Genomic DNA, 23674 nt, shown 5'->3' on the forward strand with positions numbered 1-23674 from the left:
GCCCCGTCGGGACGAGGGGTGGTCAGGGTGCGCTCGAATGCTCGCAGGACGACGGCCGCAGCGGCGATCGCGGTCGTGGCCGCTGTACTGGCGGGCTGCACGCCACCGGAGCCGGCGCTCACCGCCGCCAGGGTGCTGCAGGCGGTGTCCGTCGCCGTCTCGTTCGACGGGGGTGTCCGTGCGATCGAGGGGACGGCCCTCGCCGTCGGCGACGACCCGTCCGACACCTCGGCGACCACCACCGTCTACGATCCCCCCGAGGTCGCCGCCGACCTGCCGGTCCGTGTGCGGCCCTCGTGGCGTACCGCCGACGCCTCGGGCACCGATCCGGCCGACCTCGCCGGGCGCTCGGGTCGGATCGAGATCTCGCTCGCGGTGGAGAACCTGACGGTCCGACCCGAGGAGGTCGCGTTCGACGCGGCCGGTCGTGCAGCCCGCCGCAGTGCACTCGTCGGCGCTCCGCTGACGATCGCAGCCTCCGCGGTCCTGCCGGGCGTCTCGCCGAGTCGCGTCGTCACCGAGAGCGAGTCGGGGGCCGTCACCAACGGCGTGCTCAGCCGTGACGAGCACGGAGACGCCGTCGTCCAGTGGGCCGCTCTCCTCGCTCCCCCGGGCGGTGGCGCGACGGCGACGCTGACCCTCGTCGCCGACGTCGCCGACTTCGCCGTCCCCGCCTTCGACCTGGCGGTCCAGCCCGGCCTGAGCACCGACCCGACCACCGAGGGGGCGCTGGGCGCCGCGTTCGACTCCTCCGACGCCTCGCCGCTCGCCCTCGAGCGCCGCACGATCGAGGTCGTCACCGCGGTGGACGACCTGCTGACGCAGGCCGGCACCACCGTCGCCGAGGTGCGGGCCTCGCTCGACGCGACCTCCGAGACTCTCGGTGTCCGCACGGCCGAGGAGCTGCGGGCCGGCGCCGCCTCGACGGCGGCCTCGATGCAGAGCCTCTCCGGGCAGCTCGGCGCGCTCCGGGCGCAGCTGTCGTCGACGGTCTCGGGCACCGAGTCCGGCCTGCTGGCGCAGCTGTCCGAGGCGATCGACGCGGTGGACGCCCTGCTGGGCGATACATCGGCCGCGGTGCCGCCGCCGACGGTCTCGGGCAGCGGATGCGGAGTCGCCGTCGACGGCGGCCGCTCCGGCTCGATCCACTCCGAGCTGCTGCGGCTCACGGCCGAGCTCGACGCGTACGGAGCGGCGGCCGAGTCCTGCCGCGACGAGGTCGTCGCGGCTGTCCGTGCTGCCGCGGGGCCGGCACAGCCCTCCGCCGAGACCTGCAAGGCACCCTCGACCACCTGCTCCCTCGCCGCCTCCGGAGCCGCCGTCGACACCGTGCTGCTCGGGATGCTCGATCGCGGGCAGGACCTCGTCGACTCCCTGCAGCCGGAGCTGATGGACGGCGTGCAGGCCGGGTTCGCCGCCCTCGCGAGCAGGGTGGACGCCGCGTCGGCCTCGGTGGACACCCTGGCCGACCCGGAGGGATCCGTCACCCGGGCACTCGCCGCCCTGTCGGCGACGCTGGACGAGCTCGACGCGGACACCGCGGGCCTGGAGACGACGGTCGCCTCGGTCGGCACCGCCGCCACGACCGCCCTGGACGAGCTCGGCACGCCGACCAGCACGGGGTCGCTGTCGGCGCAGAACCAGGAGCTGGCCGATCGGCTCTGCGAGCTGTCGCCGGCGACACAGTCCCCTGCTGCCGCACCCACGCCGACCGGGCGCCCGACGCGCGCACCCGTGGAGGTGACCCGGGGCTCCGTCGAGGAGCTCCGCGCCTACCTGACCGCGACGCCCTGCTCCGGCACGGGCCGCCTCGACGCTCCCGACGGCTATCCGGCCCCCCTGGCCGATCGGCTGAGCGACCAGGTCCACGCGTGGACCGCCGTCGCCTCCACCGTCGGCAGCACCGGCGCTAGCGCCGACCTCGCCGCCCTGCGCGCCGCGCTCGCCACGGTCCGCGGAGGCGTGGCCGAGGCCGGCACGACGGCCGGCTCGGACGACACGCGCCTCACCGGCCTGCTCGCCTCCCTCCGCACCGGCGTCGACGCGCTGACCGCTCAGCGCGACGCCCTCGGCACCCGCATCGACGCTCTCGGTGCCCAGCAGGACGCTCTCGCACCGGCGATCCAGAAGGCGTTCGCCGAGGCGGACACGGCAGCCGCATCCGCGGTCACCGCACTCCTCGACGAGCAGGTGCGGCGGATCTCGACGCGCTCCGGCGCCGACGCCGACGCGGTCGTCGCGATGTTCGACCGGTCGGTCTCGAGCCTGCGCACGGCCTCCTCCGGCATCCGCTCCGACGGTGCAGCGACGGTGGACGCCGGGCACCGGGCTCTCCGCACCGCGGAGGCCCGGATCGGCGGGGCCGTCTCCGAGCGGACGCGCGCCTCCCTGGCCGGCATCGCGACGACGATCGACGCCTCGACCCGCGACACCGACGCGGCCGCCGCGCTCCTCGCAGCCGATCTGCACAAGGTGCTCCTGGACCTCGGTGACCGGACGGTCGGCGGCTCCGGCCTGCTCGGATCGATGACCACGAGTGCCGCGAAGGTCGGCACCGCCGACGTGCAGCTCGCCCTCGCCTCGCAGAGCGCACGGGGCTACGCCGCGGTGCGATCCGAGGACGTCTCGGGCATCCTGCTGGCGCAGGCCCAGGAGCGGGCCTCCCTCCGCGCCGGGGATGAGCTTCCCGCGTTCCACCTCGACCTGCCCGAGGGCACGCGGACCCGGACGGTCTACTCCTTCCGTATCGGGGACGAGCGATGACCCGCCTGGGCAGGCGCGAGGCGCAGCACCCCCGCACCGCCCGACGGAGCCCGATGCTGATCGGCGGCGCCGTCGCCCTCCTCGGCGTCAGCGGTGCCCTCGTCTCCCTCCTGCCCCCGCAGTCCGCCCCGATGACGGAGGTCGCCGCTCTCCCGGTCGGCTTCTCGTGCGCCCGGGTGCCCGAGCAGCTGACGCTCGGGGTGGTGGTCTCGCTCAGCTCGGCTCCGGGCGAGGGCGCGGAGTGGAAGGACGCGGCGAACGGTGCCGTCGTCGCAGCGCACCGGTCAGCGATGGGCGGCTGCGAGATCGGTCTCGTCGCCGTCGACGACCACGGGACGCCCGAGGGTGCCCGCGCCGCCGTCGAGGAGCTGACGGGCCAGGGCGTGTCCGGCCTCGTCCTCGCGACCCACGGCACCCACACCGCTGCGGCCGTGGACGCCGCTCGGGCAGCGGGGACAGCGGCCGTCCTCCCGTACGGAGGCGACCCCGCCCTGCCCGGCGACGGCGTCTGGTCCCTCGGACCCGACACCGCCTCGACCGACGCGGCACTCGTGGAGGAGGCCGGCGGAGGCGCCCGGGTACTCCTCGTCGACACCGGTGGAGGCACCCCGACCGGTCTCTCGCCCGCCGCGACGGTGACCGCCGATCCCGGCGCCACCGCGGACGTGATCATCACCGCCGCCCGCCCGCACCTCGAGGGCGAGCCGGCGGTCGAGCGCGTCGTCGTGTCCGGCCCCGCCGCGGCGCAGGCGACGGCGGTCGCCGCTCTGCAGGCGGCGGGGGCGTCCGTCCCGATCCTGCTCACGCCCGACGCGCTGAGCCCCGCCTTCACTCCCGCCCTGGCCGCGGCCGGAGGCACCCTCTCGGGAGATCTGACGACGATCGGCACGGATTCCGGCGACGCGGTCGCCCTCCGCGGCGACGAGCGCGGACGCGCGGCCTCCGCGTTCCTGGGGGCCGTGCGGATGACCGCCGACGATGCCGCGCGGGCGACCCTCCTCGGCGACCGCGCGTTCCGCGATCTCGCCGCGGTCGCGGACGCCCCCAGCCACGACGCCGTCGTGGCGCTCGTGCGAGCCGCGGCCGTCGCAGGCAGCAGGGAACCCTCGGCGGTCGCCGCCGCATTCCGGGGATCCACGATCGGACCGACGGACGGGCTCGCCGGTCCGCCGCTCGACTTCGGCGCCGCGCACGCTCTGGACGCCCCGGCACTCCCCCTCCACTCCTCGCCGCAGCGTCTCGGCCTGCGGCCCGCCGACCCGCCGCTGCTCTGGTTCGCCGGACAGCCCCGACCGTGAGCCCCCGGTGCGACTCCTCCTCGACCTCGACGGCACCCGCTCCGACATCGACCTCGGCCGCCACCGCGACTCCGTGACACTCGGCGAGCTGATCGCCACCGCCACCGGGCACCGCCTCCCGCCCGGGACGGCCCTCGCCGTCGACACCGCCCTGCATCCTGTGGAGACCCGGCTGGCCGATCTGCTGCTGCTCGAGGGAACGCGGATCGCCCGCTCCCCCCTGCCCCGACCTGCCACGGCCCGCGGGTGGACGGCCGTGCTGTCGGGCGGTCTCGGCGCGGGAGCCGTGGTCGAGATCCCGCGGGGCCGTGCGCTGATCGTGGGCCGCTCCCCGCACGCCGACGTCGTCCTCGACACGGCGAGCGCCTCCTGGGAGCACTTCTCGGTGACCCGCGAGGGCGACGGCCTGCGGGTGCGCGACGCCGACAGCACCAACGGCACTCTGGTCGACGGCGTCTCCGCGACGGGGGACGGGGTCCTCGTCTCCGACGCCGCGGTCGTGATCGCCGGTGGGGCGGCTCTCCGACTGCGCCCCGCGCCTCCCGAGCTCCTCGCGCCCGAGCCGGGGAGCACGGACAACGTCACCGCGACGGCGACCGTGCCCTTCAACCGGCCGCCGCGACCGGGACGTCCGGCGGCCGGCGAGGCGGTCGTCCCGCCGGCCCGCCTCGAGATCGCCTCCGCCACGACCTTCAGCGTGATCACCGTCGCCGCGCCGCTCGTCCTCGCCTTCGCGATGGTCCTCATCATGGGCGATGCGCGCTACGCCCTCTTCGCCGCGCTCAGCCCCGTGGCTGGGGTGGGCATGTGGTTCGAGCAGCGGCACCGGCACGCCCGAGCGACCCGGTCCGAGGAGCAGCGCTACGGCGAGGCGCTGCAGACGCTCCGCGACGCCATCGCCCGTTCCGCGCGTGTCGAACGGGCCCGCCTCGAGGAGGACGCGCCCGACCCGGCGACGACGATCCGCCGGGCGGCGCTGCCCGCCACGTCGCTGTGGCAGCGGCGCGCGACCTCCGCCGATGTGCTCCGCCTGCACATCGGCGTCGGCGACGTCCCGTGGTCTCCCCCGCTCGATCAGCGCGGAGTGCCGCGGCTCGAGGAGGAGGTGCGCGCGATCCTCGCGGTGAGCGTCGTCCCGAGCGCGCCGGTGTCCATCGATCTCGCGGACTCGGGCGTCGTCGGGATCGTCGGCGACCGCGAGGGCGGCCTCGCTCTGGCGAGGAGCCTGCTCTGCCAGGCGGCGGTCCACTGCGGTCCGGCCGACCTGGCGATCGGGGTGTTCTGCGACCGGCGACGGGACTCCGACTGGAGCTGGGCCTCCTGGCTCCCCCACACACGTCTGCCCGGGGGTGGACGCCGCCTCTCCGACCGGCGCGACCGCAGCTCCGAGCTCCTCCGCGCCCTCCGCGACGAGGACTCGCCGCGCGTGCTCCTGGTGCTCGACTCCGACGTGCTGACCGAGGGACGCGCCGCTCCGGCGCGCGAACTCCTCGGACTCGGCCGCGGCGAGCGCGAGGCGGCGACCCGGATCTCCGGCCTCGTCCTCGCGGCGTCGGAGGAGCAGCTCCCCGCCTCCTGCACGGTCGTCGTCCGGGTCGGAGCGGACGCCTCGGCGGTCCTCTCCCGGCCCGACGAGCGGATCACCGTCGAGGACGTGGTGCTCGCCGGTCTCGCCTCCTCCACGGCCGAGCGCTGTGCGCGCGACCTGGCGCGCTTCGAGGACCCGGAGCTCGTCACCGCGGGGGCGGCCCTCTCCGCGCTCGTGCGGCTGCCGCCGCTCCTGGGCGCCGATCGTCCGACCGCCGCGGACGTCCGGCGGTGGTGGTCGAGCGCCCGGGGCGTGCGCGCGCCCGTCGGCTCGTCCGAGCACGGTCCGCTCGTGGTCGATCTCGTCGCCGACGGCCCGCACGGCCTGGTCGGCGGCACCACGGGCTCGGGCAAGAGCGAGTTCCTGCGCTCCTTCGTGGCCGGCCTCGCGGCCTGGAACGATCCGACTCGCCTCACCTTCGTGCTCATCGACTTCAAGGGAGGTGCAGCGTTCGCGTCCTGCGAGCGGCTCCCGCACACGATCGGCACCATCAGCAACCTCGACGCCCAGCTCGCCGACCGCGCGCTGCGCTCGCTCCAGGCCGAGATGCGGCGTCGTCAGCGGCTCTTCGCCGCCGCCGGCGAGGGTGTCGACGACCTCGACGCGTACTGGGCCACCTCGCCGCCGGAGCCGATGCCGCGGCTCCTGCTCGTCGTCGACGAGTTCGCCGTTCTCGCGAAGGAGCATCCCGACGTCCTGACGTCCCTCGTGAGCGTCGCCGCGGTCGGCAGGACGCTCGGCGTGCACATGATCCTCGCCACCCAGCGTCCTGCCGGAGTGGTGAACGACGACATCCTCGCCAACACCAACCTCCGCGTCGCCCTCCGGGTGCAGAGCCGGGACGACTCCGCCGACGTGATCGGAGTCGCGAGCGCGGCCGGGATCTCCCGCTCCCAGACCGGCCGGGCGTACGTGAAGCGGGGCCAGAACGACATCTCGCCCGTCCAGACGGCGCTGGTCACCGGTCGCGCGGAGGCGCCGGCCGTCGAGGCGATCGAGGTCCGCCCGGTCGGACCCACGGGCGTCCCCGTCGAGGGCCCCTCCCCGGTCGCCGCCGAAGAGACGGCCCCGACCGATCTCGACCTCCTGATCGACGCGGTGGTCGAGGCGGACGCCGCTTCGGGCTTCGGCCCTCCCCGCCCGATCTGGCCGGAGCCGCTCGAGGACACCGTGGCCCTCAGCGGGTTCGGTGCGGAGGAGTCCGACCTCGGTCGCGTCGTCGGCGACGTCCTGCACGTCGCACTCTCGGACGACCCCGACCGGCAGCGCCGGACGCCGACCGGCTGGGATCTGGGCGAGGGGAACCTGCTCCTCATCGGCATCCCCGGCAGCGGCACCAGCACGGCGCTCGCGTCGATCGCACTGACGGCCGCCCGCCACTTCCCCCCGGACGAGCTCGACCTCTACGTCCTCGATGCCGGTTGCCGCGACTCCGCCCCGCTCGCGCGACTCCCGCACACCGTCTCCTACGCCGGCGCAGGTGGCGGATCCCACGAGAAGCAGACCCGGTTCCTCCGTCACCTCCGCGACGAGGTGCGCCGGCGCCGAGCATCGCCCGGGGGCCACCGTCGTGCGCTGGTGCTCGTCGACGGTCTCGCGACTCTGAAGGACGAGTTCCAGGACTGGGAGGGCCTGGCTCTGATGGAGGCGTTCACCCGCGCCTACGCCGACGGACCGGAGCTCGGCCTGCACTTCGCGGTGACGAGCACCCGGGCGAGGGCGATCCCCTCGGTGATGGAGGAGGTCACGACGCAGAAGTGGCTGTTCCGCCTCGCCGACCCGCAGGACTACGCCGCCGCCGGGGTGAAGCCGGTGCAGGCGCCGGCAGCAGTGCCGGGGCGCTGCGTTCTCACCTCGTCGCTCCTGCAGACGCAGGTCGCGACTCCGAGGGCCGGTCTCGACGACGCGATCGCCGAGCTCGCGGCCGCTTGGCCGGATGCGCGCGGCAGGACGAGCACGGTCGGCACGCTTCCCGACAGGGTCGCCGTGAGCGCGCTCGGGATCGAGGCCCGCTTCGATCGCGAGCCGTGGCTGCTCCCGATCGGCCTCGGCGAGTCGGACCTCGCCCCGCTGGCGTTCCAGGTCTTCGAGGGCGAGCACGTCGTCATCGCCGGACCCGCCCGATCGGGCAAGTCGACCGTGCTGCTCGCCCTGGCCGAGGCGGCGCGGGCCGCCGGCTCGGTCGCCGTCTGGGGAGTGTGCGATCGACGCTCCCCGCTCAGGGGCGCCGACCTCGACCGACTCGCCGTGGGCGCGGAGGAGCTCCGCACCCTCCTCACGTCGCTGTCGACGGAGGAGGGCCCCGTGCTGCTCCTTCTCGACGACGCCGAACGCTGGGACGACACCGACCAGGCGCTGATGAGGCTGGTCTCGTCGGGTCGCCCGGGACTCTGCGTCGTGCTGGCCGGCCGGTCGAGCGAGCTCCGCAGCCATTTCGGGAACTGGACGAAGAAGGCGGCGGCCTCCCGCTCCGTGCTGCTGCTCCAGCCCGACATCGACAACGACGGCACTCTCCTCGGCGCGCAGATCCCGCGGCGCTTCCCCGTCCCGCCCACGGTGGGCCGGGGCTTCGTCAGCCTCGACGGCGAGATCCACTTCGTGCAGTCGGTCTCGCCGACGCCGGCGGACGGCGGCGGATCAGCGCCCTCGGGCGGGTGATCGCGCCTCCGCCACCGAGTCGATCGGCGCGTCCTCCTCGAGAGCGCTCCGATCACTCCGAGACGCACCGATGGAGGTGCGCGGAGGAAGGAGCGCGGAGACGACGAGCACGTCCCGCCCCCGCTCGCCGGAGCACGCAGGGGCGGGACGGCCGGTCAGCTCCCTCCGCCGGCGGCGAAGATGTTCTGCGAGATCGTCGCCAGCTGGCCGCGCAGCTCCTCGAGCTCCTGCTTGGCCTTCTCGAGGGCCGACTTCGTCTCCGGCCAGGTCGACGAGCGGAACTGCGAGGCCAGCGGACCATCCCAGACGTTCGGGTCGGACAGTGTCCGCCCCTGTGCGTCGAGCCGGCTGATCTGATCGGCGAGGCCGCCGTTGACGATCGACTGGATCTGCTGGATCGCGGACTTCGCCTCGTCGGTCGAGAGAACACGTGACATGGATCACACCTTTCTACCCCTGCGGACGGGACCGTCCCGACCGCTCCCCACTCCACCAACGTTTCATGAGGATGTCTCGTCATGGTAGAAGGCAAGACAGCACAGACGGCTCGCGTGGCGTCGACGGCTCGACACTGGCGCGGGAGGTCGACTCACTCGCGAGTGGTGATCGCGAAGGGACTGCTCGAGAGGTCCGAGAACGCGCCCACTCGGGCGCGCAGCTCGCAGGACGGAGTCACCGTGAGGGCGGTCACCGTCAGCCCGTCGGACGACACGGCGACCGCGCCGCCGCAACCGTCGCTGAACCGCACGCCCTCCACTCCGCCCGCGATCGCGTCGAGCATGCTGCTCGCCGGCGCGGACGACGGCGTCGCCAGCAGGGGATTCACGGGGTCCGCCCCGCTCGGCCAGACCGGCACCAGCGTCACCGGCAGCGGGGTCCGGCCGACCGTCCGCGCGGGAGTCTCGATCCGCACATCCCGCAGCCGCTGCACGGGATACGCCGTCCCGGTGACCGCAGGGTCGGCCACCGCCTGTGCCGTCGCTGATGCGGCCGCCGCGAGCCACCCGTCCAGGGCGCTCTGCTCGGCCACCGCGATCGGCACGGTCGCCGTGACGTCGACGATCCCCTGCGCCGGGACGTGCAGGTCCGTCAGGCTCCAACCGCAGCCGACCCCGACTCCGGTGACGCTCGGCCGGTTGCGCACCGCCGTCACTCCGGACCAGCTGGCCGCGGGGCACGCCGCCGCGGCGTCCGGGCCCGGCAGCACCTCGAGGAAGGACCCCGAGAGGGGCGCGCTCTGGGCGGAGTAGGAGATCTCGACGACCACGGCCCGTCGCTCCGCGTCCCAGGTGGCCGATCGCGTCACTCCGAGGCCCGTCGGCAGCGGCCGGTCCTGCTGCCGGGCCGACAGGTCGGCATCCGGTGCCGAGGCCCGTGCTCCGCCGCCGCGCGGCTGGACGGCGAGGAGCACCGCCCCGATGAGCAGGACGCCGGCGCCGACGGCGGCGAGAATCATCCGCAGACGTCCGCCGCGCCCCCGCCGAGCAGGAGCCTCGAACGGCCGTTCCGCCAGGCGCAGCTCGCGGCGCGGCACCGGGCGGAGCACGGTCGCCTGCGACGACGGGCCGAGCTCGGGAGCGGGCCCCTCCTCCACCGGCTCCGACGACATCTCCACCGCCATCCCGCGGAGGACCGTGCCCGGGCGCTCGGCCTCCTCGAACTCCGCCGCGCCCGCCGCGAGCGGCAGCGCCGGCAGCCCGGCCAGCGCCGGGGAGAGGCGTCGCAGGATCCCCCCCGCCTCCGCAGCCGTCGGCCGCGACGCCGGATCCTTCGCGAGCATCCGGTCCAGGAGCGACGCGAGCCGCGGCGGCAGATCCAGCGGCGGCGGGAGCATCGCGACGTGCCGGTAGGCGACCGCGACGTCGGCGCCGGGGCCCGCGAAGGGGGTCCGGCCGCACAGCAGCTCGTAGAGCAGGATCCCCGTCGAGTAGACGTCGCTCGGCGGGCCGGCCGCTCCGGTGGCGAGCATCTCGGGCGAGAGGTACTCCGGCGTCCCGATGACACCCGTCGTCGCGCGCGGCCCCTCGGCGACCACGTGAGCGATGCCGAAGTCGGAGACGCGGACGGCGGAGCCCGCATCGTCCGCACTCTCCGCGAGCAGGACGTTGTCGGGCTTCACGTCCCGGTGGACCGTGCCGATCGCATGCGCGGCGGCGAGAGCGTCGAGGATCGAGGCCGCCACGGGCAGCGCATCGACCGCCAGGAGGGTGCCCTCGTCCCGCAGCAGCTCCCGCAGCGATCCGCCGCCGACGAGCTCCATCACGATCCCGAGCGTCTCCCCCTCCACGACGAGGTCGAGCACCTCCACGACGTGCGGGTGCCGCAGACGGGTGAGCACCGACCTCTCACGGACGAACCGCTCGACCAGGCCCGCGTCGTGCACGTGCTCATCGCGGAGGAGCTTCGCCGCGCGGTCCGGCCCCTGCGCGTCGGCGACGCGCCACACCTCGCCCGCGGCACCCGAGCCGATCCGCTCGAGCAGGCGGTAGCGCGCCCCTAACGGATCCCCGGCACTCCTCGCCATGCCGCCTCCCGCTCCGAGCTTCCGTCATCTTCGAGAGGAAGCGTAGCGGAGACCGCTCGGGCGGATCAGCGGTGGCGCATCGGCCGGATCAGAACCCCTCGTTGGCGCGCGGTGCGTAGTCGGCGCCCAGCGCCTCCAGCTCGTCGGCGGTCAGCTCCACGTCCAGCGACGCGACCGCGTCGTCGAGGTGGTTGAGCTTCGTGGCTCCGACGATCGGAGCAGTGACCGCCTCCTGCTGCCGGACCCAGGCGAGCGCCACCTGCGCACGGGGCACGCCGCGCTGCTCGGCGATGCGTGCGACGGTCGCGACGGTCCGCCGGTCGGCCTCCTCCTGCTGGCGGTAGAGGGTGCCGCCGAAGACGTCGGTCTCGGTGCGCGCCGTGGTCTCGTCCCAGTCGCGGGTGAGCCGGCCCCGGGCGAGCGGCGACCACGGGATCACGCCGACTCCCTGGTCGACGCAGAAGGGGTGCAGCTCGCGCTCGTCCTCGCGCTGGATCAGGTTGTACTGGTCCTGCATCGAGACGAACCGCGTCCAGCCGCCCAGATCCGCGGTGTACTGCGCCTTCGCGAACTGCCACGCCCACATGCTCGAGGCGCCGATGTAGCGCGCCCTGCCCGAGCGGACGACGTCGTGGAGCGTCTCCATCGTCTCCTCGATCGGCGTCTCGGGGTCCCAGCGGTGGATCTGGTAGAGGTCGACGTAGTCCGTGCCGAGACGTCGGAGGCTGTCGTCGATCGCGCTGAGGATGTGCCGCCGCGAGAGGCCGCCGCCGTTGGGGCCGGGGCGCATCCGCCCGTGGACCTTCGTGGCGATCACGACCTCCTCGCGGACCGCGAAGTCCGCGAGCGCCCGGCCGACGAACTCCTCGCTCGTGCCGTCGGAGTAGACGTCCGCCGTGTCGAACGTGGTGATCCCCAGGTCCAGCGCCCGCCGGAGAAAGGTCCGCGACTCCTCCTCGCCCATGCTCCAGCCGTGGGCCCCGCGGTCGGGAGCGCCGAAGCTCATGCAGCCGAGGACGATCGAGGAGATCTGCAGGCCGCTGGAGCCGAGTCGGGTGGAGTCCATGCGCGTCGCTTCCGTGTCGAGGAGGGGGTCCCTCCAGCGTCGCACCCGCGAGCGGCGGCGCGCCAGCCGTCCGACTACACGGTCGGATCACGACGAGTGGCGGCGACCACGCTCGGGAGGAACAGCGCGACGACGGCCACCACGGCCGGCGCCAGCAGCGCCCAGCCGATGTCGGGCACGGCGTACTGGCCCTGGAAGGCGCCGAGCGCCACGGCCATCATCACCAGCTGGATCGTCAGCGCCGACGCGCGCATCCAGCCACGCCGTCGCACGGCGCCGAGCGTCGTCGCGGCGGCCCAGCACACGGCGATCAGCGCGAGGACGACGATGGCGATCCCTCCGCCGACCGTGTCGGCCCGGGTCGTCAGCAGCTCGAGCACGAGCCACGCCGCGACCCCGGCCACGGCGAGCGTCTCGAGCGCCAGGACCGCGATCAGCACCACCAGACCGAGCGGCCGGGAGGCGGTCGGGCGGGGTCCGCGGGACCCGTTCGCGTCAGCGGTCACAGGCACATCCCATCCAGGACTCTTGATTCGGGCTCATCCCCGTGACAGGCTAGTCCAGTTCGTTTCACCGCTCACAGGGTCGTGGGTTTCCGCCGATGTGAACATCCGATCGCGCCGCGCCGTCAGGCACGGGGGCGAGCCGGATGACCAGCACTGGAGCCGGGTGGCCGACGCAGTGCTCGCGCATCGCGTCGAGTGCACCGGCAAGAACCGAGCGTTCTCCCGTCCACCACCCCGATCCACCCCGCGCTCCAGCACGGGGCCTCGTGGCGTGCGCCGGTGAGGGCGCGGAGGTCGAGTACTGGTCGGGATCGTCGGCGTGGATCGATCATCCCACCCGAACACTGCGTGGTTCCTCCACGCACGCCTTCACACAAGGAGCACCCGCATGGACTGGCGCGACAAGGCCGCTTGCCTCACCGCAGACCCCGAGCTTTTCTTCCCGGTCGGCAACACCGGCCCGGCCGTGGACCAGATCGAGAAGGCGAAGTCGGTGTGCGCACGCTGCACCGTCACCGAGGTCTGCCTCCAGTACGCCCTCGAGACCGGCCAGGACTCGGGCGTGTGGGGCGGCCTCAGCGAGGACGAGCGCCGAGCCCTGAAGCGCCGCGCCGCCCGCGCACGACGCGCCTCCTAGGCGCACGAGCCGCTCGGCGGCACGAACGACCCCGACCCCCGTCGCCTCTCGGCAGCGGGGGTCGCGTCGTCTCCGGGCTCAGGAGCGGGCGCGCTCCAGCCACCGCAGCGGCACCTCGATGGTGACCTCGGTGCCGCGCCCGACGAGCGTGTGCCAGTCGATGGTGCCGCCGAGCTCGCCCTGGATGAGCGTGCGCACGATCTGCGTGCCCAGGCCCGATCCGACCTTGCCCTCCGGCAGCCCGACGCCCGTGTCGCGCACCTTCACCGTGAGCTCGTCATCGCTGCGCGAGGCGACGATCTCCACGTCGCCCTCCCGTCCGGCCAGGCCGTGCTCGACGGCGTTGGTGACCAGCTCGGTCAGGGCGAGGGCGAGCGGAGTCGCGTACTCGCTGGGCAGATTGCCGAAGCTCCCCGTCAGCTTCGGGTGCACCGTGGTGTTGTGGGTCGAGGCGACCTCGGCGATCAGCAGCAGCACCCGGTCGAAGACCGCGTCGAAGTCGACGTTCTGGTTCAGCCCCTCCGAGAGCGTGTCGTGCACGACCGCGATGGCGGCGACGCGGCGCATCGCCTGCGTGAGCGCCTCCCGGGCGAGGTCGGAGTGGGTGCGCCTGGCCTGGATCCGCAGCAGCGAGGCCACGGTCTGCAGGTTGTTCTTCACGCGGTGGTGGATCTCACGGATCGTCGCGTCCTTGGTGATGAGCTCCCGCTCCTGGTGGCGCAGCTCCGTCACGTCGCGGCACAGGACAACGGCGCCGACCCGCTCGCCGCGGTCGCGGATCGGGATCGCGCGCAGCGACACCGTCACTCCGCGGGCCTCGATGTCGGTGCGCCACGGCGCCCGGCCGGTCACGACCAGCGGGAGCGACTCGTCGATGACGACCTTCCCCGCGATCAGCTTCGTGGTGACCTCGGCGAGCGACTCCCCCTCGAGCTCGTCGGCGAAGCCGATGCGGTTGAACGCCGAGAGGGCGTTGGGGCTCGCGAACGTGGTGACGCCGTCGACGTCCAGGCGGATCAGTCCGTCGGACGCGCGCGGCGCCCCGCGACGAGGACCGGTCGGCGCGCCCAGGTCCGGGAAGTCGCCCGAGGCGATCATCGAGAAGAGGTCGTTCGCGCAGTCGTTGAACGTCAGCTCCTGCCGGCTCGGCGTGCGCGTCTCGCTGAGGTTGGTGTGGCGCGTGACGACCGCGATGGGGCGGTCCGTCGTCCCGCCGTCGGAGGCCCCCAGGCGGCGCAGGACGGGCACCGCGCGCACGCGGGTGGGCGTCTCCTCGAACCAGTCCGGGGCGGAGGTGTCGACGATCCGCGCGGTCTCGAACGCCTCGACGACCTGGGCGCGCCACTCCGACTTGATCCTCTGCCCGACGAAGTCGCGGTAGAAGAGCGTCGCCGCGCTGCTGGGGCGCGCGTGGGCGACGGCGACGAAGCTGTCGTCGGCCGTGGGCACCCAGAGCACGATGTCGGCGAAGGCCAGGTCGGCGAGCAGCTGCAGGTCGCCGACGAGCAGGTGCAGCCATTCGACGTCCGCTTCGTCGGATCGGCCGTGGGAGAGGACGAGGTCACTGAGGGTCGACACCCGACAAGCCTAGGGCGCGGCCGGGCGGCGCACGCCGGGCTCGCTGTCCACAGCTCGGGACGGCCGACGATTATCCACAGTCTGCGCCCCTGCCTTCCATGAGCATCCCTCGACTGCTTCGATGAGGTCGTCCTCGCGTGCCGACCCAGCGCGCCCCGCCCGTCGAGCAGAGAGGTGACCCGGACCCGTGAACAGCTCGTCCTGCCCCAGGAGATCGCCGCATGAGCCTTCCCCTCCACGCCTTCGACTACCGCACCCTCCCCCTCGACCCCGAGGCGGCCGTGGAGCGGCTCACCCTCGCGGAGTTCTTCGCCCCGCAGCCTGCGACCCGCGCGGAGCTGCCCGAACCGGAGCCCCTGCTCGCCCGGCTCACGCACCTCGTGATCGAGATCCTCGAGGGCTCGCGCGAGATCGACCAGATCGCGCGGTGGCTGAGCGACGAGGTCTACCACCACCTGCAGAAGCGGGTCGTGCTCGCGGCCCGCGCCCGCAGCCTGCGGAAGCGGACGGCGCAGCGCGTCCCGTTCACGGTCGGACGGGTGATCGTCACGGAGCCGCGGGACGGTGTCGTCGAGGGAGTCGTGCTGGTGCATCACCGCGCACGGAGCCGGGCCGTCGCGATCCGGCTCGAAGGCACGGACGCGCGCTGGCGTGCCACCGCGATCAACGTGCTGTGAGGAGCGGGTCAGCGCTCCGGGGCGGCCGCACCGGCCGGGAGCACGATCTCCACTCCCCTGTCGCGCAGGGCCTCCTCGAGCTCCGGGGGCGGCGGGGCGTCGGTGACGAGATGATCCGCGCGACCGAGCTCCGCGACCTCCTCGGGGACGGCTTCACCGCCGCCGACTACGACCGCGTCGGCGGACTCCCTCCCCAGCCCTGCTCGCAAGCGGTGTGCGCAGCGGTGGAGTCGGCGCTCGAGGCCAGCTGCGTCCCCGGGCTCGTCCTCGAGACGGACCGGCCGACGACGATCGGCCTCGGCGACACCTTCGCCGGCGGCTTCGTCTCGGCCCTCGCGCGCGGCGAGTCCTGACGGCGGGCGAGGCGGGCTCCGAGCCTCCGCAGGAACGCCGACGGCCCCGGACACCCGCTGCTGCGGGACCGGGGCCGTCGGCGTCGTCCGGGGAGGACTCAGCGGCGCTTGGACTGCGCGCGCCGCTCCTCACGGTTGGCGGGGGCGTCCGAGCCGCCCGGCTTCTGGCCGAAGGCGCCGGTCGTCGGAGTCTCCTCCGCCTCGCCCTCGGGGAGCGCCTTGCGGGCCTCCTCGGCGCGGGCCTTCGCGGTGGCCGCCTGCTGCACCTGTCCGCGCTGGTCGCGGACCTCGACGCCGCCGGTGTCGCTCGGGGCCGAGTAGCTGAGCTTCTCGGCCGGAGCGACCGGCTGAGCGAGGCCCTTGGCCGCGACTCCGGCGACCTCGCCCTGCTTCTGGGTCACCTCGACCTCGAGGTTGAAGAGGAAGCCGACGGTCTCCTCGCGGATCTGCCCCATCATCTGCTGGAACAGAGCGAAGCCCTCGCGCTGGTACTCGACCAGCGGATCGCGCTGGGCCATCGCGCGCAGGCCGATGCCGTCCTTGAGGTAGTCCATCTCGTAGAGGTGGTCGCGCCAGCGGCGGTCGATCACCGAGAGCACGACACGGCGCTCGAGCTCTCGCATGGCGGGAGAGCCCAGCTGCTCCTCGCGGCGCTGGTAGGCGAGCTGCGCGTCCGAGAGGATCTCGCGGCGCATGAACTCCTTGTTGATGCGGCCGCGGCTGCCCGCCTCCTGCACCACCTCGTCGATGGTGAGGCTGATCGGGTACAGCGTCTTCAGCTCGGTCCAGAGGGCGTCGAAGTCCCAGTCGTCGCCGTTGCCGTCGCCGGTGTGCACCTCGAGGATCTCGTCGATCACGTCGACGAGGAACTTCTGGGTGCGCTCGTGCAGGTCGTCGCCCTCGAGGATGTGGCGGCGGTCCGAGTAGATCGCCTCGCGCTGGCGGTTGAGGACGTCGTCGTACTTGAGGACGTTCTTGCGGATCTCGGCGTTGCGGGCCTCGACCTGCGACTGGGCGCTGCGGATGGCGCGCGAGACGACCTTCGACTCGATGGCGATGTCGTCCGGGACGTTGCCGCGGCCCATGAGCGCCTCGGCGGCGCCGGAGTTGAACAGGCGCATGAGGTCGTCGGTGAGCGAGAGGTAGAAGCGGCTCTCCCCCGGGTCGCCCTGGCGGCCCGAGCGTCCGCGGAGCTGGTTGTCGATGCGGCGCGACTCGTGGCGCTCGGTGCCGAGCACGTAGAGGCCGCCGGCGGCCTGGACCTTCTCGGCCTCCTCGCCCACCTTCTCCTTGACGGCGGCGAAGACCTCGTCCCACTCTGCCTCGTACTCCTCCGGGGTCTCGGAGGGGTTCAGGCCCTTGGCCGTCATCTCGGAGACCGCGAGGAACTCGGCGTTGCCGCCGAGCATGATGTCGGTGCCTCGACCGGCCATGTTGGTCGCGACGGTGACGGCGCCGAGGCGGCCGGCCTGGGCGACGATGGCCGCCTCCCGCGCGTGGTTCTTGGCGTTCAGGACCTCGTGGCGCACGCCCTTCTTGGCGAGCAGGCGCGAGAGGTACTCGCTCTTCTCGACGCTGGTCGTGCCGACGAGGACCGGCTGCCCGGCCGCGTGGCGCTCCGCGATGTCCTCGACGACCTGGGCGAACTTGACCTGCTCGTTCTTGTAGACGAGGTCGGCGTTGTCGATCCGCTGCATCTTGCGGTTCGTCGGGATCGGGACGACGCCGAGCTTGTAGGTCGACATGAACTCGGCGGCCTCGGTCTCGGCCGTTCCGGTCATGCCGGAGAGCTTCGCGTAGAGGCGGAAGTAGTTCTGGAGCGTGACGGTGGCCAGTGTCTGGTTCTCGGCCTTGACCTGCACGCCCTCCTTCGCCTCGATGGCCTGGTGGATGCCCTCGTTGTAGCGGCGTCCGGCCAGGATGCGGCCGGTGTGCTCGTCGACGATCAGGACCTCGCCGTTCAGCACGACGTAGTCCTTGTCCTTCTTGAACAGCGCGCGCGCCTTGATGGCGTTGTTGAGGAACGAGATCAGCGGGGTGTTCGCCGACTCGTAGAGGTTGTCGATGCCGAGGTAGTCCTCGACCTTCTCGATGCCGGGCTCGAGGACGCCGACGGTGCGCTTCTTCTCGTCGACCTCGAAGTCCTCGCCCTCGTCGAGGCGCTTGGCGAGGTTGGCGAACTCCGCGAACCAGCGGTTCGCCTCGCCCGACGCCGGTCCGGAGATGATCAGCGGGGTGCGGGCCTCGTCGATGAGGATCGAGTCGACCTCGTCGACGATGGCGTAGAAGTGGCCGCGCTGGACCATGTCCTGCGCCTGCCACGCCATGTTGTCGCGGAGGTAGTCGAAGCCGAACTCGTTGTTCGTGCCGTAGGTGATGTCGGCCGAGTACTGCTCGCGGCGCTGCTCCGGGGTCTGGCCCGAGAGGATCACTCCGGTCGTCATGCCGAGGGCGCGGAACACGCGCCCCATCAGCTCGGACTGGTACGACGCGAGGAAGTCGTTGACCGTGACGATGTGCACGCCGCGGCTGGCGATCGCGTTGAGGTAGGCCGGGAGGGTCGCGACGAGCGTCTTGCCCTCTCCGGTCTTCATCTCGGCGATGTTGCCCAGGTGCAGGGCGGCGCCGCCCATGAGCTGCACGTCGAAGTGGCGGAGGCCGAGCGTCCGGCGCGAGGCCTCGCGGACGGCGGCGAACGCCTCCGGCAGTAGGTCGTCGAGGGACTCGCCGTTCGAGTAGCGCTCGCGCAGCTCGACGGTCTCGTTCTTCAGCTCCTCGTCGCTGAGGTGCGTGAAGTCCTCTTCGAGGGCGTTGACGGCCTTCGCGTAGTTCTCGAGGCGGCGGATGACCCGCCCCTCCCCGACGCGAAGGACCTTTTCGAGGACAGAGGCCACGGGGTACTCCAAAAAAGTAGAAGACAGGAGTCGCGCGCCGGAGCGCGGACCGCGACCAGCCTAGCCGGGGCGGGCGGCGAGCGGTCGGGGCGACGCGTCCGCCCTGGGCGGACTCCCTGCCTGGGCACGGGGAGGGCCCCGGAGCGGATGCTCCGGGGCCCGGGGTCGGATCTCAGCCGGCGGCCTGCTCGGCGAGCTCGTCGGCCTCGTCGCCGAGGCCGATCACGCCGTAGTCCCAGCCCTTGCGGCGGTAGACCACGCTCGGGCGGTTCGTGTCGGAGTCGATGAAGAGGTAGAAGTCGTGTCCGACCAGCTCCATGTAGTCGACGGCGTCGTCGACGGTCATCGAGACGGAGGCGAAGACCTTCTTGCGGATGACGACGGGGCAGTACGGCTCCTCGACCTCGTCCTCGACCGGCTCCGGCGCCTCCTGCACGGGGATGACGCCTGTGCTCAGCTGCTCCAGCACCGCCGCGTCGGCCGGCTGGATGGCGACGACGCTGAAGTCGTCGGCGGCCGCGTCGCGGAGCGAGGTCGGCCGATGCTGGCCCCGATGGACCTTCTTCCGGTCCTTGGCGCGTCTCACCCGTTCGAGCAGCCGGCCGATGGCGACGTCGAACGCCGCGTACTTGTCGGCTCCGCTCGCCTCGGCCCGGACCACGGGCCCCTTGCCGATCAGCGTCAGCTCCACGCGGTCGCCGCCGGCCGAGCCCTTGCCCTCGGCGTGCCTGCTCGCCTTGATCTCGAGTGCGAGAGCACGATCGGCGAGGTGCGCCACCTTGTCCGACTTCTCCGTCGCGTACGCGCGGAAGCGATCGGTGATGTCGATGTTGCGTCCTGTGATGTCGATGTCCATGACAACCTCCCAGTCGAGTACGGCGTGCCGCCTTTCTCCGGGGCGGACCGTTCACGCCGTGCCCCCACCGTAGACCCCGGCCACCGGATCGTCACCGGGAGTTCGTCCGGATTCTGCTGCTACGTTCCCTCCTCGTTGCGCGGTGCCGGCCAGGGCCGCCGCGGCCCGGACCGTCCCGCCGGCCGCACGCACGGCGCGCCGGAGCTCGAGCAGGGTCGCGCCGGAGGTGACCACGTCGTCGACGAGGACCACCGGCGGCCACGACGAGAGCGGACGGCGGGCGCGGAACGCCCCGTCGAGGTTGCCGCGCCGCTCGACGCGGCCGAGCCCGACCTGGTCGCGGACCATCCGCGACCGCCGGAGAGGACGCGCCGCCCGCCCTCCCGCCGCGGCGACCAGCTGCGCGACGGGATCGGCGCCCCGCCGCACGCGGCCGAGCCAGGAGCCGGGCGGGACGACCAGGATCGCGGGGCTGCCGGCGAGCGCCGCGCCGAGGGCCGGACGCAACAGCGCGCCGAGCGGGGCGAGGCAGGCCGTGCGGCCCTCCTCCTTCAGCGCGACGACGAGGCGGCGCACCGTGCCCTCGTACGGGGCACCGGTGATGACGAGGAGCGGATCGTCCGGCGGGCCGACGACGCGGGTCAGCAGGCAGGCCGAGGCGGCCGCGTCGGCCGAGCAGTCCGGACAGGGCGCCCGGCTCGTCGGCTCTCCGCAGGCGGGGCACTCCAGCGGGAGGAGGACGGCGAGGGCGTCGAGCAGGTGATCGGAGAGCATGCCTTCCACGTTCGCCGTCCGGGCCGCGGCGCGGTGGGTGGATCCGTCGGATCGGGACGATCCGCCCGCCCGACGCACCTGGGGAGGAGCATCCGGGGAGCGCCGTCGTCGACAGGGCTCGTCGTCGCCGACAGGACCCGTCAGGACCCCATGCCGGTCTGCGTCGCGAGCAGCCGGATGTCCGTCGCGGTCGTCTGCCAGGCCGAGCCCCGTTGCTGCCGGAGCTCCCCGCCCTCGGCGAGGATGCGGACCTGGGTCGAGGTGTTGCCCGCGGCGATCTGGACCGTGCCCGTCGTCGTGCCGAGCGCCGTGGCGCCTCCGCCGAGCAGGTTCATCGTGACGGCGTCCTCCCCCGTCGAGCCGCGCACGACCGACACCACGTCGAGCTCGTCCGTCCAGGCCGCGGCGACCGCGGTCCCCAGGGTCGAGCGGAGGACGACCGGCTCGCCGACCGCCACCGGGTCGCCGTCCCGTGAGCGGGTGATGCCGGCCACCAGCACCGTGGCCTGCTGCCCGTCCTGGGCGAGCGCCAGCATCCGGGTGCCGTCGCGCGACACGGCGATCGAGGCGAGCGACTCGACCTCGCTCCAGGCCGTCGCGACCTGCATCGAGCGCGAGCCGTCCGCGGAGTACGCCACCAGCTGCCCGGGCGAGGCCGACGGCACGGACCACACGTACCCGAGCGGATCGATCGTCGGCGCGACGAGGCCCGACCTCGCGTCGAGGAGGACGTCGGCACCGTCGGGCTCCACGAGGCTCACGCCCGCGGCGGTGAGCACGGCCGCCGATGCGTCCGAGTCGGCCCCGCGCTGCTCGCCGAGGACCGCGGCCCGCGGCTGCAGCGCCTCGATCCGATCCGAGATCCCGAGGCCGGCCAGCCCGGAGGAGCCGAGGAATCCGAAAGCGTCGTCGGTCAGCACGAGCGGCCGGGTGTCGACGCGGGGCGAGGTCGGCAGGCCGGTGACCTCGGAGGGGACGTCGATCGGGTTCTGCTCGACCGAGAGCGCGACTCCGGTGACGTTCGAGACGTTCGCGAGGCTCCGGTTCAGCTGCAGGGCCATCAGCCGCCACTGCGCCGGATCGGCCTCGAGAGCGGCCGGGTTCAGGTCCACCACGGCGCGCTGCGACTCGACCGGGACGGTCTCGGCCGCCAGCGTCGTCCCGGTCGGGAAGGCCGACACGACGGCGGCGGAGTCCCGCAGCCACGGCGTGGGGCCGCGCAGCAGCTCGGTGACGATCGTGGTGCTGGTGGAGCTGTCGGCGCGCGAGGCGAACCAGCGCAGGTCCGGCACGAGGTACTGGTATCCGGGGTCGAAGAAGTAGAGCGCGTGCGTCGAGAAGACCTGCTCGAAGGTGGTGCGGTCGATCACCACGCCGCTCGGCGGCGCGCTGATGCGCCACTCGCCGTTCTCCTGGACGAAGCCGTAGTCGAGGGTCAGGCCGGCCGTGGTGGCGACGTCGGTGTAGACGCCGGTCGCGTCGACCTCGGCGACGGGCGTGATCGTCAGCGAGAGCGTGGATCCCGACTGCGGCGAGGCGGAGCGCTGGCCCTCGTCGACCGTCACGTGCTCGCCCGGCGTCCAGTCGGCTCCGGTGGAGAGGAACTCGCGGGCGATCTTGTAGTTGTTCTGCGGGCTCGACGCGGCGTCGATGAAGCCGGTCAGGATGTCGCGCTGCGACGCACCGACGGCGGGTCCCGACGGGAGGAAGTCGTACTGGAGGTCCTGCGGCGCGGTGTCGGGCCGTCCGACTCCGACGTCGCCGTCCCGCGGGATGCCGGCGCACCCGGCCAGCCCGAACGCGAGCAGCGCGGCGGCCGCGACGGCGCGGAGGACGCCGCGCCTCACGGGAGCACCCCCGCGGCCCCGACCGGAGGAGCCTGCAGCGGCGGGAGGACGATCGGGCCGCTGTAGGCCTGCTCGCCCGCGTCGACCGGGGGCAGCGGGAGCGGCGAGGCCTCGATCCGCTCGCCGCGGTGCCGGGGCACGGTCAGGCGGAAGCAGGCGCCGCGATCGGGCACGGACCAGACCTGCAGCCAGCCGTGGTGCAGGGCGGTGTCCTCCTGCGCGATGGAGAGGCCGAGGCCGGTGCCGCCGAGCGTGCGGCGGCGGGACGGGTCGGCGCGCCAGAAGCGGTCGAAGACGCGCACCACCTCCTCGCTGCTCATGCCGTGCCCGTAGTCGCGCACCGCGAGGGCGACCGCGCTGGCGTTGCTGTCGACGGTGACGACGACCTCGCGGCCGTCGCCGTGCTCGATCGCGTTGCCCAGCAGGTTGCGGACGATCCGGCGGATGCGGCGCGGATCGAGGTCGGCGTCGAAGTAGCCGCCCGGGGCGGAGAGAGTGAGCCGGGAACCGTTCGCCTCCGCGATCCCGCGCATCGCCTCGATCTCGTCGCCGGCCAGCTTCACCAGGTTGACCGGCTCGAGCTCGAGCTCGGCCGATCCCGCGTCGTGGCGGGAGATCTCGAGCAGGTCGGCGAGGAGGCTCTCGAAGCGGTCGATCTGGCTGTGCAGCAGCTCGACCGTGCGCTCGGCGACCGGGGCGAAGTCCTCGCGCTGGTCGTACAGCACGTCCCCGGCCAGCTTCATCGTCGTCAGCGGCGTCCGGAGCTCGTGCGAGACGTCCGAGACGAAGCGCTGCTGGACCTGGCTGAGCGTCGCGAGCTCGCTGATCCGGTCCTGCAGGCTGTCGGCCATGCCGTTGAAGGACCGGGCGAGGGTCGCGATCACGTCCTGGCCCCGCTCGGGTATCCGCACGTCGAAGTCGCCGGCGGCGAGGCGCTGGCTCGTCTCGGCCGCGACCCGGACCGGGGCGACGACGATCCGCACGACGACCCAGCTGACCGCTCCGATCAGCAGGATGAGCAGGATCCCCGCCACGTTGAGCACCTGCTGCACGAACTGGAGCGTGCGCTCCGCGTCCGCGAGGGAGTAGCCGATGTACAGCTCGTAGCGCCCGGCCGAGCTCGGCAGCTCGAGGGTCGAGCCGACGAGGATGCCGGGCTGCTGCTGACCGGAGGCGTCGAGCGTCACCGACTGCCAGTACTGCCCGTCGGAGCCCGCCTGCACCCGCTCGCGCAGCGCGTCGCTGATCACGCCGTTCTGGAGCTCGCGGTTGTAGATGTCCTGGGGCGCCAGCGAGGACGCCTCCTGGTCGGGCGAGCGCACCACGGCGATCAGCGCGGAGGAGGAGGCGTCCCGGACGGCGGTGCGCACCGAGCTCATCACCTCCTCCATGTCCTGGCGGGTGGAGACTGTGGCGGCGTCGAGGTATCCCTGCGCGGCCCGGGTCGCGCGCGACGTGTCGCCCGTGACCTGCGTCAGCCGTGACTGGAACAGGTTGTCGCTGATGCTGTACGAGAGGTAGACGCCGGTCGAGCCGATGGCGATGCCGCTGAGCAGGACCGTGATCGCGACCGCGCGGAACTGCAGCGACGTGCGCCACACCCCGAGCACGCGGCGGGGCCACCGGCGCACGTCGGGAGCGGCGAGGCGGGGCAC

16 protein-coding genes are annotated in these 23674 nt (G+C 73.3%); 6 read left to right on the forward strand and 10 right to left on the reverse strand.

Features of this window, described 5'->3' with window-relative positions:
• The first annotated feature begins 27 nt into the window (after positions 1–27).
• From C5B93_RS01365 to C5B93_RS01375, 3 genes are read left to right on the forward strand one after another with little or no spacing between them, the layout of a single operon-like run.
• Complete coding sequence (locus tag C5B93_RS01365) at positions 28–2763, forward strand: hypothetical protein (protein WP_146078407.1); 2736 nt, start codon at positions 28–30, stop codon at positions 2761–2763.
• Complete coding sequence (locus tag C5B93_RS01370) at positions 2760–4061, forward strand: hypothetical protein (RefSeq protein WP_146078408.1); 1302 nt, start codon at positions 2760–2762, stop codon at positions 4059–4061. Before C5B93_RS01365 ends, C5B93_RS01370 begins: the two co-directional genes overlap by 4 nt.
• A 7-nt stretch (positions 4062–4068) precedes the next feature.
• Positions 4069–8307, forward strand: a complete 4239-nt coding sequence (locus tag C5B93_RS01375; protein WP_104291591.1) for an FtsK/SpoIIIE domain-containing protein — start codon at positions 4069–4071, stop codon at positions 8305–8307.
• A gap of 155 nt (positions 8308–8462) precedes the next feature.
• Here C5B93_RS01375 and C5B93_RS01380 read toward each other — a convergent pair whose 3' ends face one another.
• From C5B93_RS01380 to C5B93_RS01395, 4 genes are all read right to left on the reverse strand, one after another.
• Positions 8463–8744 carry a pyrophosphorylase gene (locus tag C5B93_RS01380; RefSeq protein WP_104291592.1) on the reverse strand — a complete coding sequence of 94 codons (282 nt, stop codon included), beginning with the start codon at positions 8742–8744 and terminating at the stop codon, positions 8463–8465.
• A gap of 152 nt (positions 8745–8896) precedes the next feature.
• Complete coding sequence (locus tag C5B93_RS01385) at positions 8897–10831, reverse strand: serine/threonine-protein kinase (protein WP_104291593.1); 1935 nt, start codon at positions 10829–10831, stop codon at positions 8897–8899.
• Positions 10832–10919: 88 nt separating this feature from the next.
• On the reverse strand, positions 10920–11897 hold the full coding sequence (locus tag C5B93_RS01390; RefSeq protein ID WP_104291594.1) for an aldo/keto reductase: 978 nt from the start codon (positions 11895–11897) through the stop codon (positions 10920–10922).
• 74 nt (positions 11898–11971) lie between these two features.
• On the reverse strand, positions 11972–12403 hold the full coding sequence (locus tag C5B93_RS01395; RefSeq protein WP_104291595.1) for a hypothetical protein: 432 nt from the start codon (positions 12401–12403) through the stop codon (positions 11972–11974).
• A gap of 388 nt (positions 12404–12791) precedes the next feature.
• Between C5B93_RS01395 and C5B93_RS01400 the strand changes: the two genes are divergently transcribed.
• Positions 12792–13040 carry a WhiB family transcriptional regulator gene (locus C5B93_RS01400; RefSeq protein ID WP_055788231.1) on the forward strand — a complete coding sequence of 83 codons (249 nt, stop codon included), beginning with the start codon at positions 12792–12794 and terminating at the stop codon, positions 13038–13040.
• Positions 13041–13118: 78 nt separating this feature from the next.
• Here the strand turns inward: C5B93_RS01400 and C5B93_RS01405 are convergent, their stop codons facing one another.
• Positions 13119–14618, reverse strand: a complete 1500-nt coding sequence (locus C5B93_RS01405) for a sensor histidine kinase (protein WP_104224128.1) — start codon at positions 14616–14618, stop codon at positions 13119–13121.
• 221 nt (positions 14619–14839) lie between these two features.
• Between C5B93_RS01405 and C5B93_RS01410 the strand changes: the two genes are divergently transcribed.
• On the forward strand, positions 14840–15295 hold the full coding sequence (locus tag C5B93_RS01410; RefSeq protein WP_219812255.1) for an Rv3235 family protein: 456 nt from the start codon (positions 14840–14842) through the stop codon (positions 15293–15295).
• Positions 15296–15405: 110 nt separating this feature from the next.
• Positions 15406–15648: a carbohydrate kinase family protein gene (locus tag C5B93_RS01415; protein WP_146078409.1), complete on the forward strand. Its 243-nt coding sequence runs from the start codon at positions 15406–15408 to the stop codon at positions 15646–15648.
• A 98-nt stretch (positions 15649–15746) separates the two neighbouring features.
• Here the strand turns inward: C5B93_RS01415 and secA are convergent, their stop codons facing one another.
• The 5 genes from secA to mtrB form a co-directional block, all read right to left on the reverse strand.
• Complete coding sequence (gene secA / locus C5B93_RS01420) at positions 15747–18542, reverse strand: preprotein translocase subunit SecA (RefSeq protein ID WP_104232796.1); 2796 nt, start codon at positions 18540–18542, stop codon at positions 15747–15749.
• 172 nt (positions 18543–18714) lie between these two features.
• Positions 18715–19398: a ribosome hibernation-promoting factor, HPF/YfiA family gene (hpf, locus tag C5B93_RS01425; protein WP_104224131.1), complete on the reverse strand. Its 684-nt coding sequence runs from the start codon at positions 19396–19398 to the stop codon at positions 18715–18717.
• A 51-nt stretch (positions 19399–19449) separates the two neighbouring features.
• Entirely contained in the window at positions 19450–20172 is a 723-nt protein-coding gene (locus tag C5B93_RS01430; RefSeq protein WP_104232797.1) for a ComF family protein, read from the reverse strand.
• A gap of 140 nt (positions 20173–20312) precedes the next feature.
• The gene (locus C5B93_RS17070) at positions 20313–22019 is read right to left on the reverse strand and encodes an LpqB family beta-propeller domain-containing protein (protein ID WP_104274167.1); all 1707 of its coding nucleotides are present in this window, start codon (positions 22017–22019) and stop codon (positions 20313–20315) included.
• Positions 22016–23674 carry an MtrAB system histidine kinase MtrB gene (mtrB, locus tag C5B93_RS01440; RefSeq protein ID WP_244229464.1) on the reverse strand — a complete coding sequence of 553 codons (1659 nt, stop codon included), beginning with the start codon at positions 23672–23674 and terminating at the stop codon, positions 22016–22018. Before mtrB ends, C5B93_RS17070 begins: the two co-directional genes overlap by 4 nt.

Source organism: Rathayibacter sp. AY1A2 (assembly GCF_002930935.1).
Lineage (GTDB): Bacteria > Actinomycetota > Actinomycetes > Actinomycetales > Microbacteriaceae > Rathayibacter.

Bases quoted from the DNA above. Each gene is read 5' to 3' on its own strand.
- C5B93_RS01385 (WP_104291593.1), bottom strand. From the start codon at position 10,831: ATGGCGAGGAGTGCCGGGGATCCGTTAGGGGCGCGCTACCGCCTGCTC.
- C5B93_RS01370 (WP_146078408.1), top strand. From the start codon at position 2,760: ATGACCCGCCTGGGCAGGCGCGAGGCGCAGCACCCCCGCACCGCCCGA.
- C5B93_RS01390 (WP_104291594.1), bottom strand. From the start codon at position 11,897: ATGGACTCCACCCGACTCGGCTCCAGCGGCCTGCAGATCTCCTCGATC.
- hpf (WP_104224131.1), bottom strand. From the start codon at position 19,398: ATGGACATCGACATCACAGGACGCAACATCGACATCACCGATCGCTTC.
- C5B93_RS01415 (WP_146078409.1), top strand. From the start codon at position 15,406: ATGATCCGCGCGACCGAGCTCCGCGACCTCCTCGGGGACGGCTTCACC.
- C5B93_RS01380 (WP_104291592.1), bottom strand. From the start codon at position 8,744: ATGTCACGTGTTCTCTCGACCGACGAGGCGAAGTCCGCGATCCAGCAG.
- C5B93_RS01400 (WP_055788231.1), top strand. From the start codon at position 12,792: ATGGACTGGCGCGACAAGGCCGCTTGCCTCACCGCAGACCCCGAGCTT.
- C5B93_RS01430 (WP_104232797.1), bottom strand. From the start codon at position 20,172: ATGCTCTCCGATCACCTGCTCGACGCCCTCGCCGTCCTCCTCCCGCTG.
- C5B93_RS01410 (WP_219812255.1), top strand. From the start codon at position 14,840: ATGAGCCTTCCCCTCCACGCCTTCGACTACCGCACCCTCCCCCTCGAC.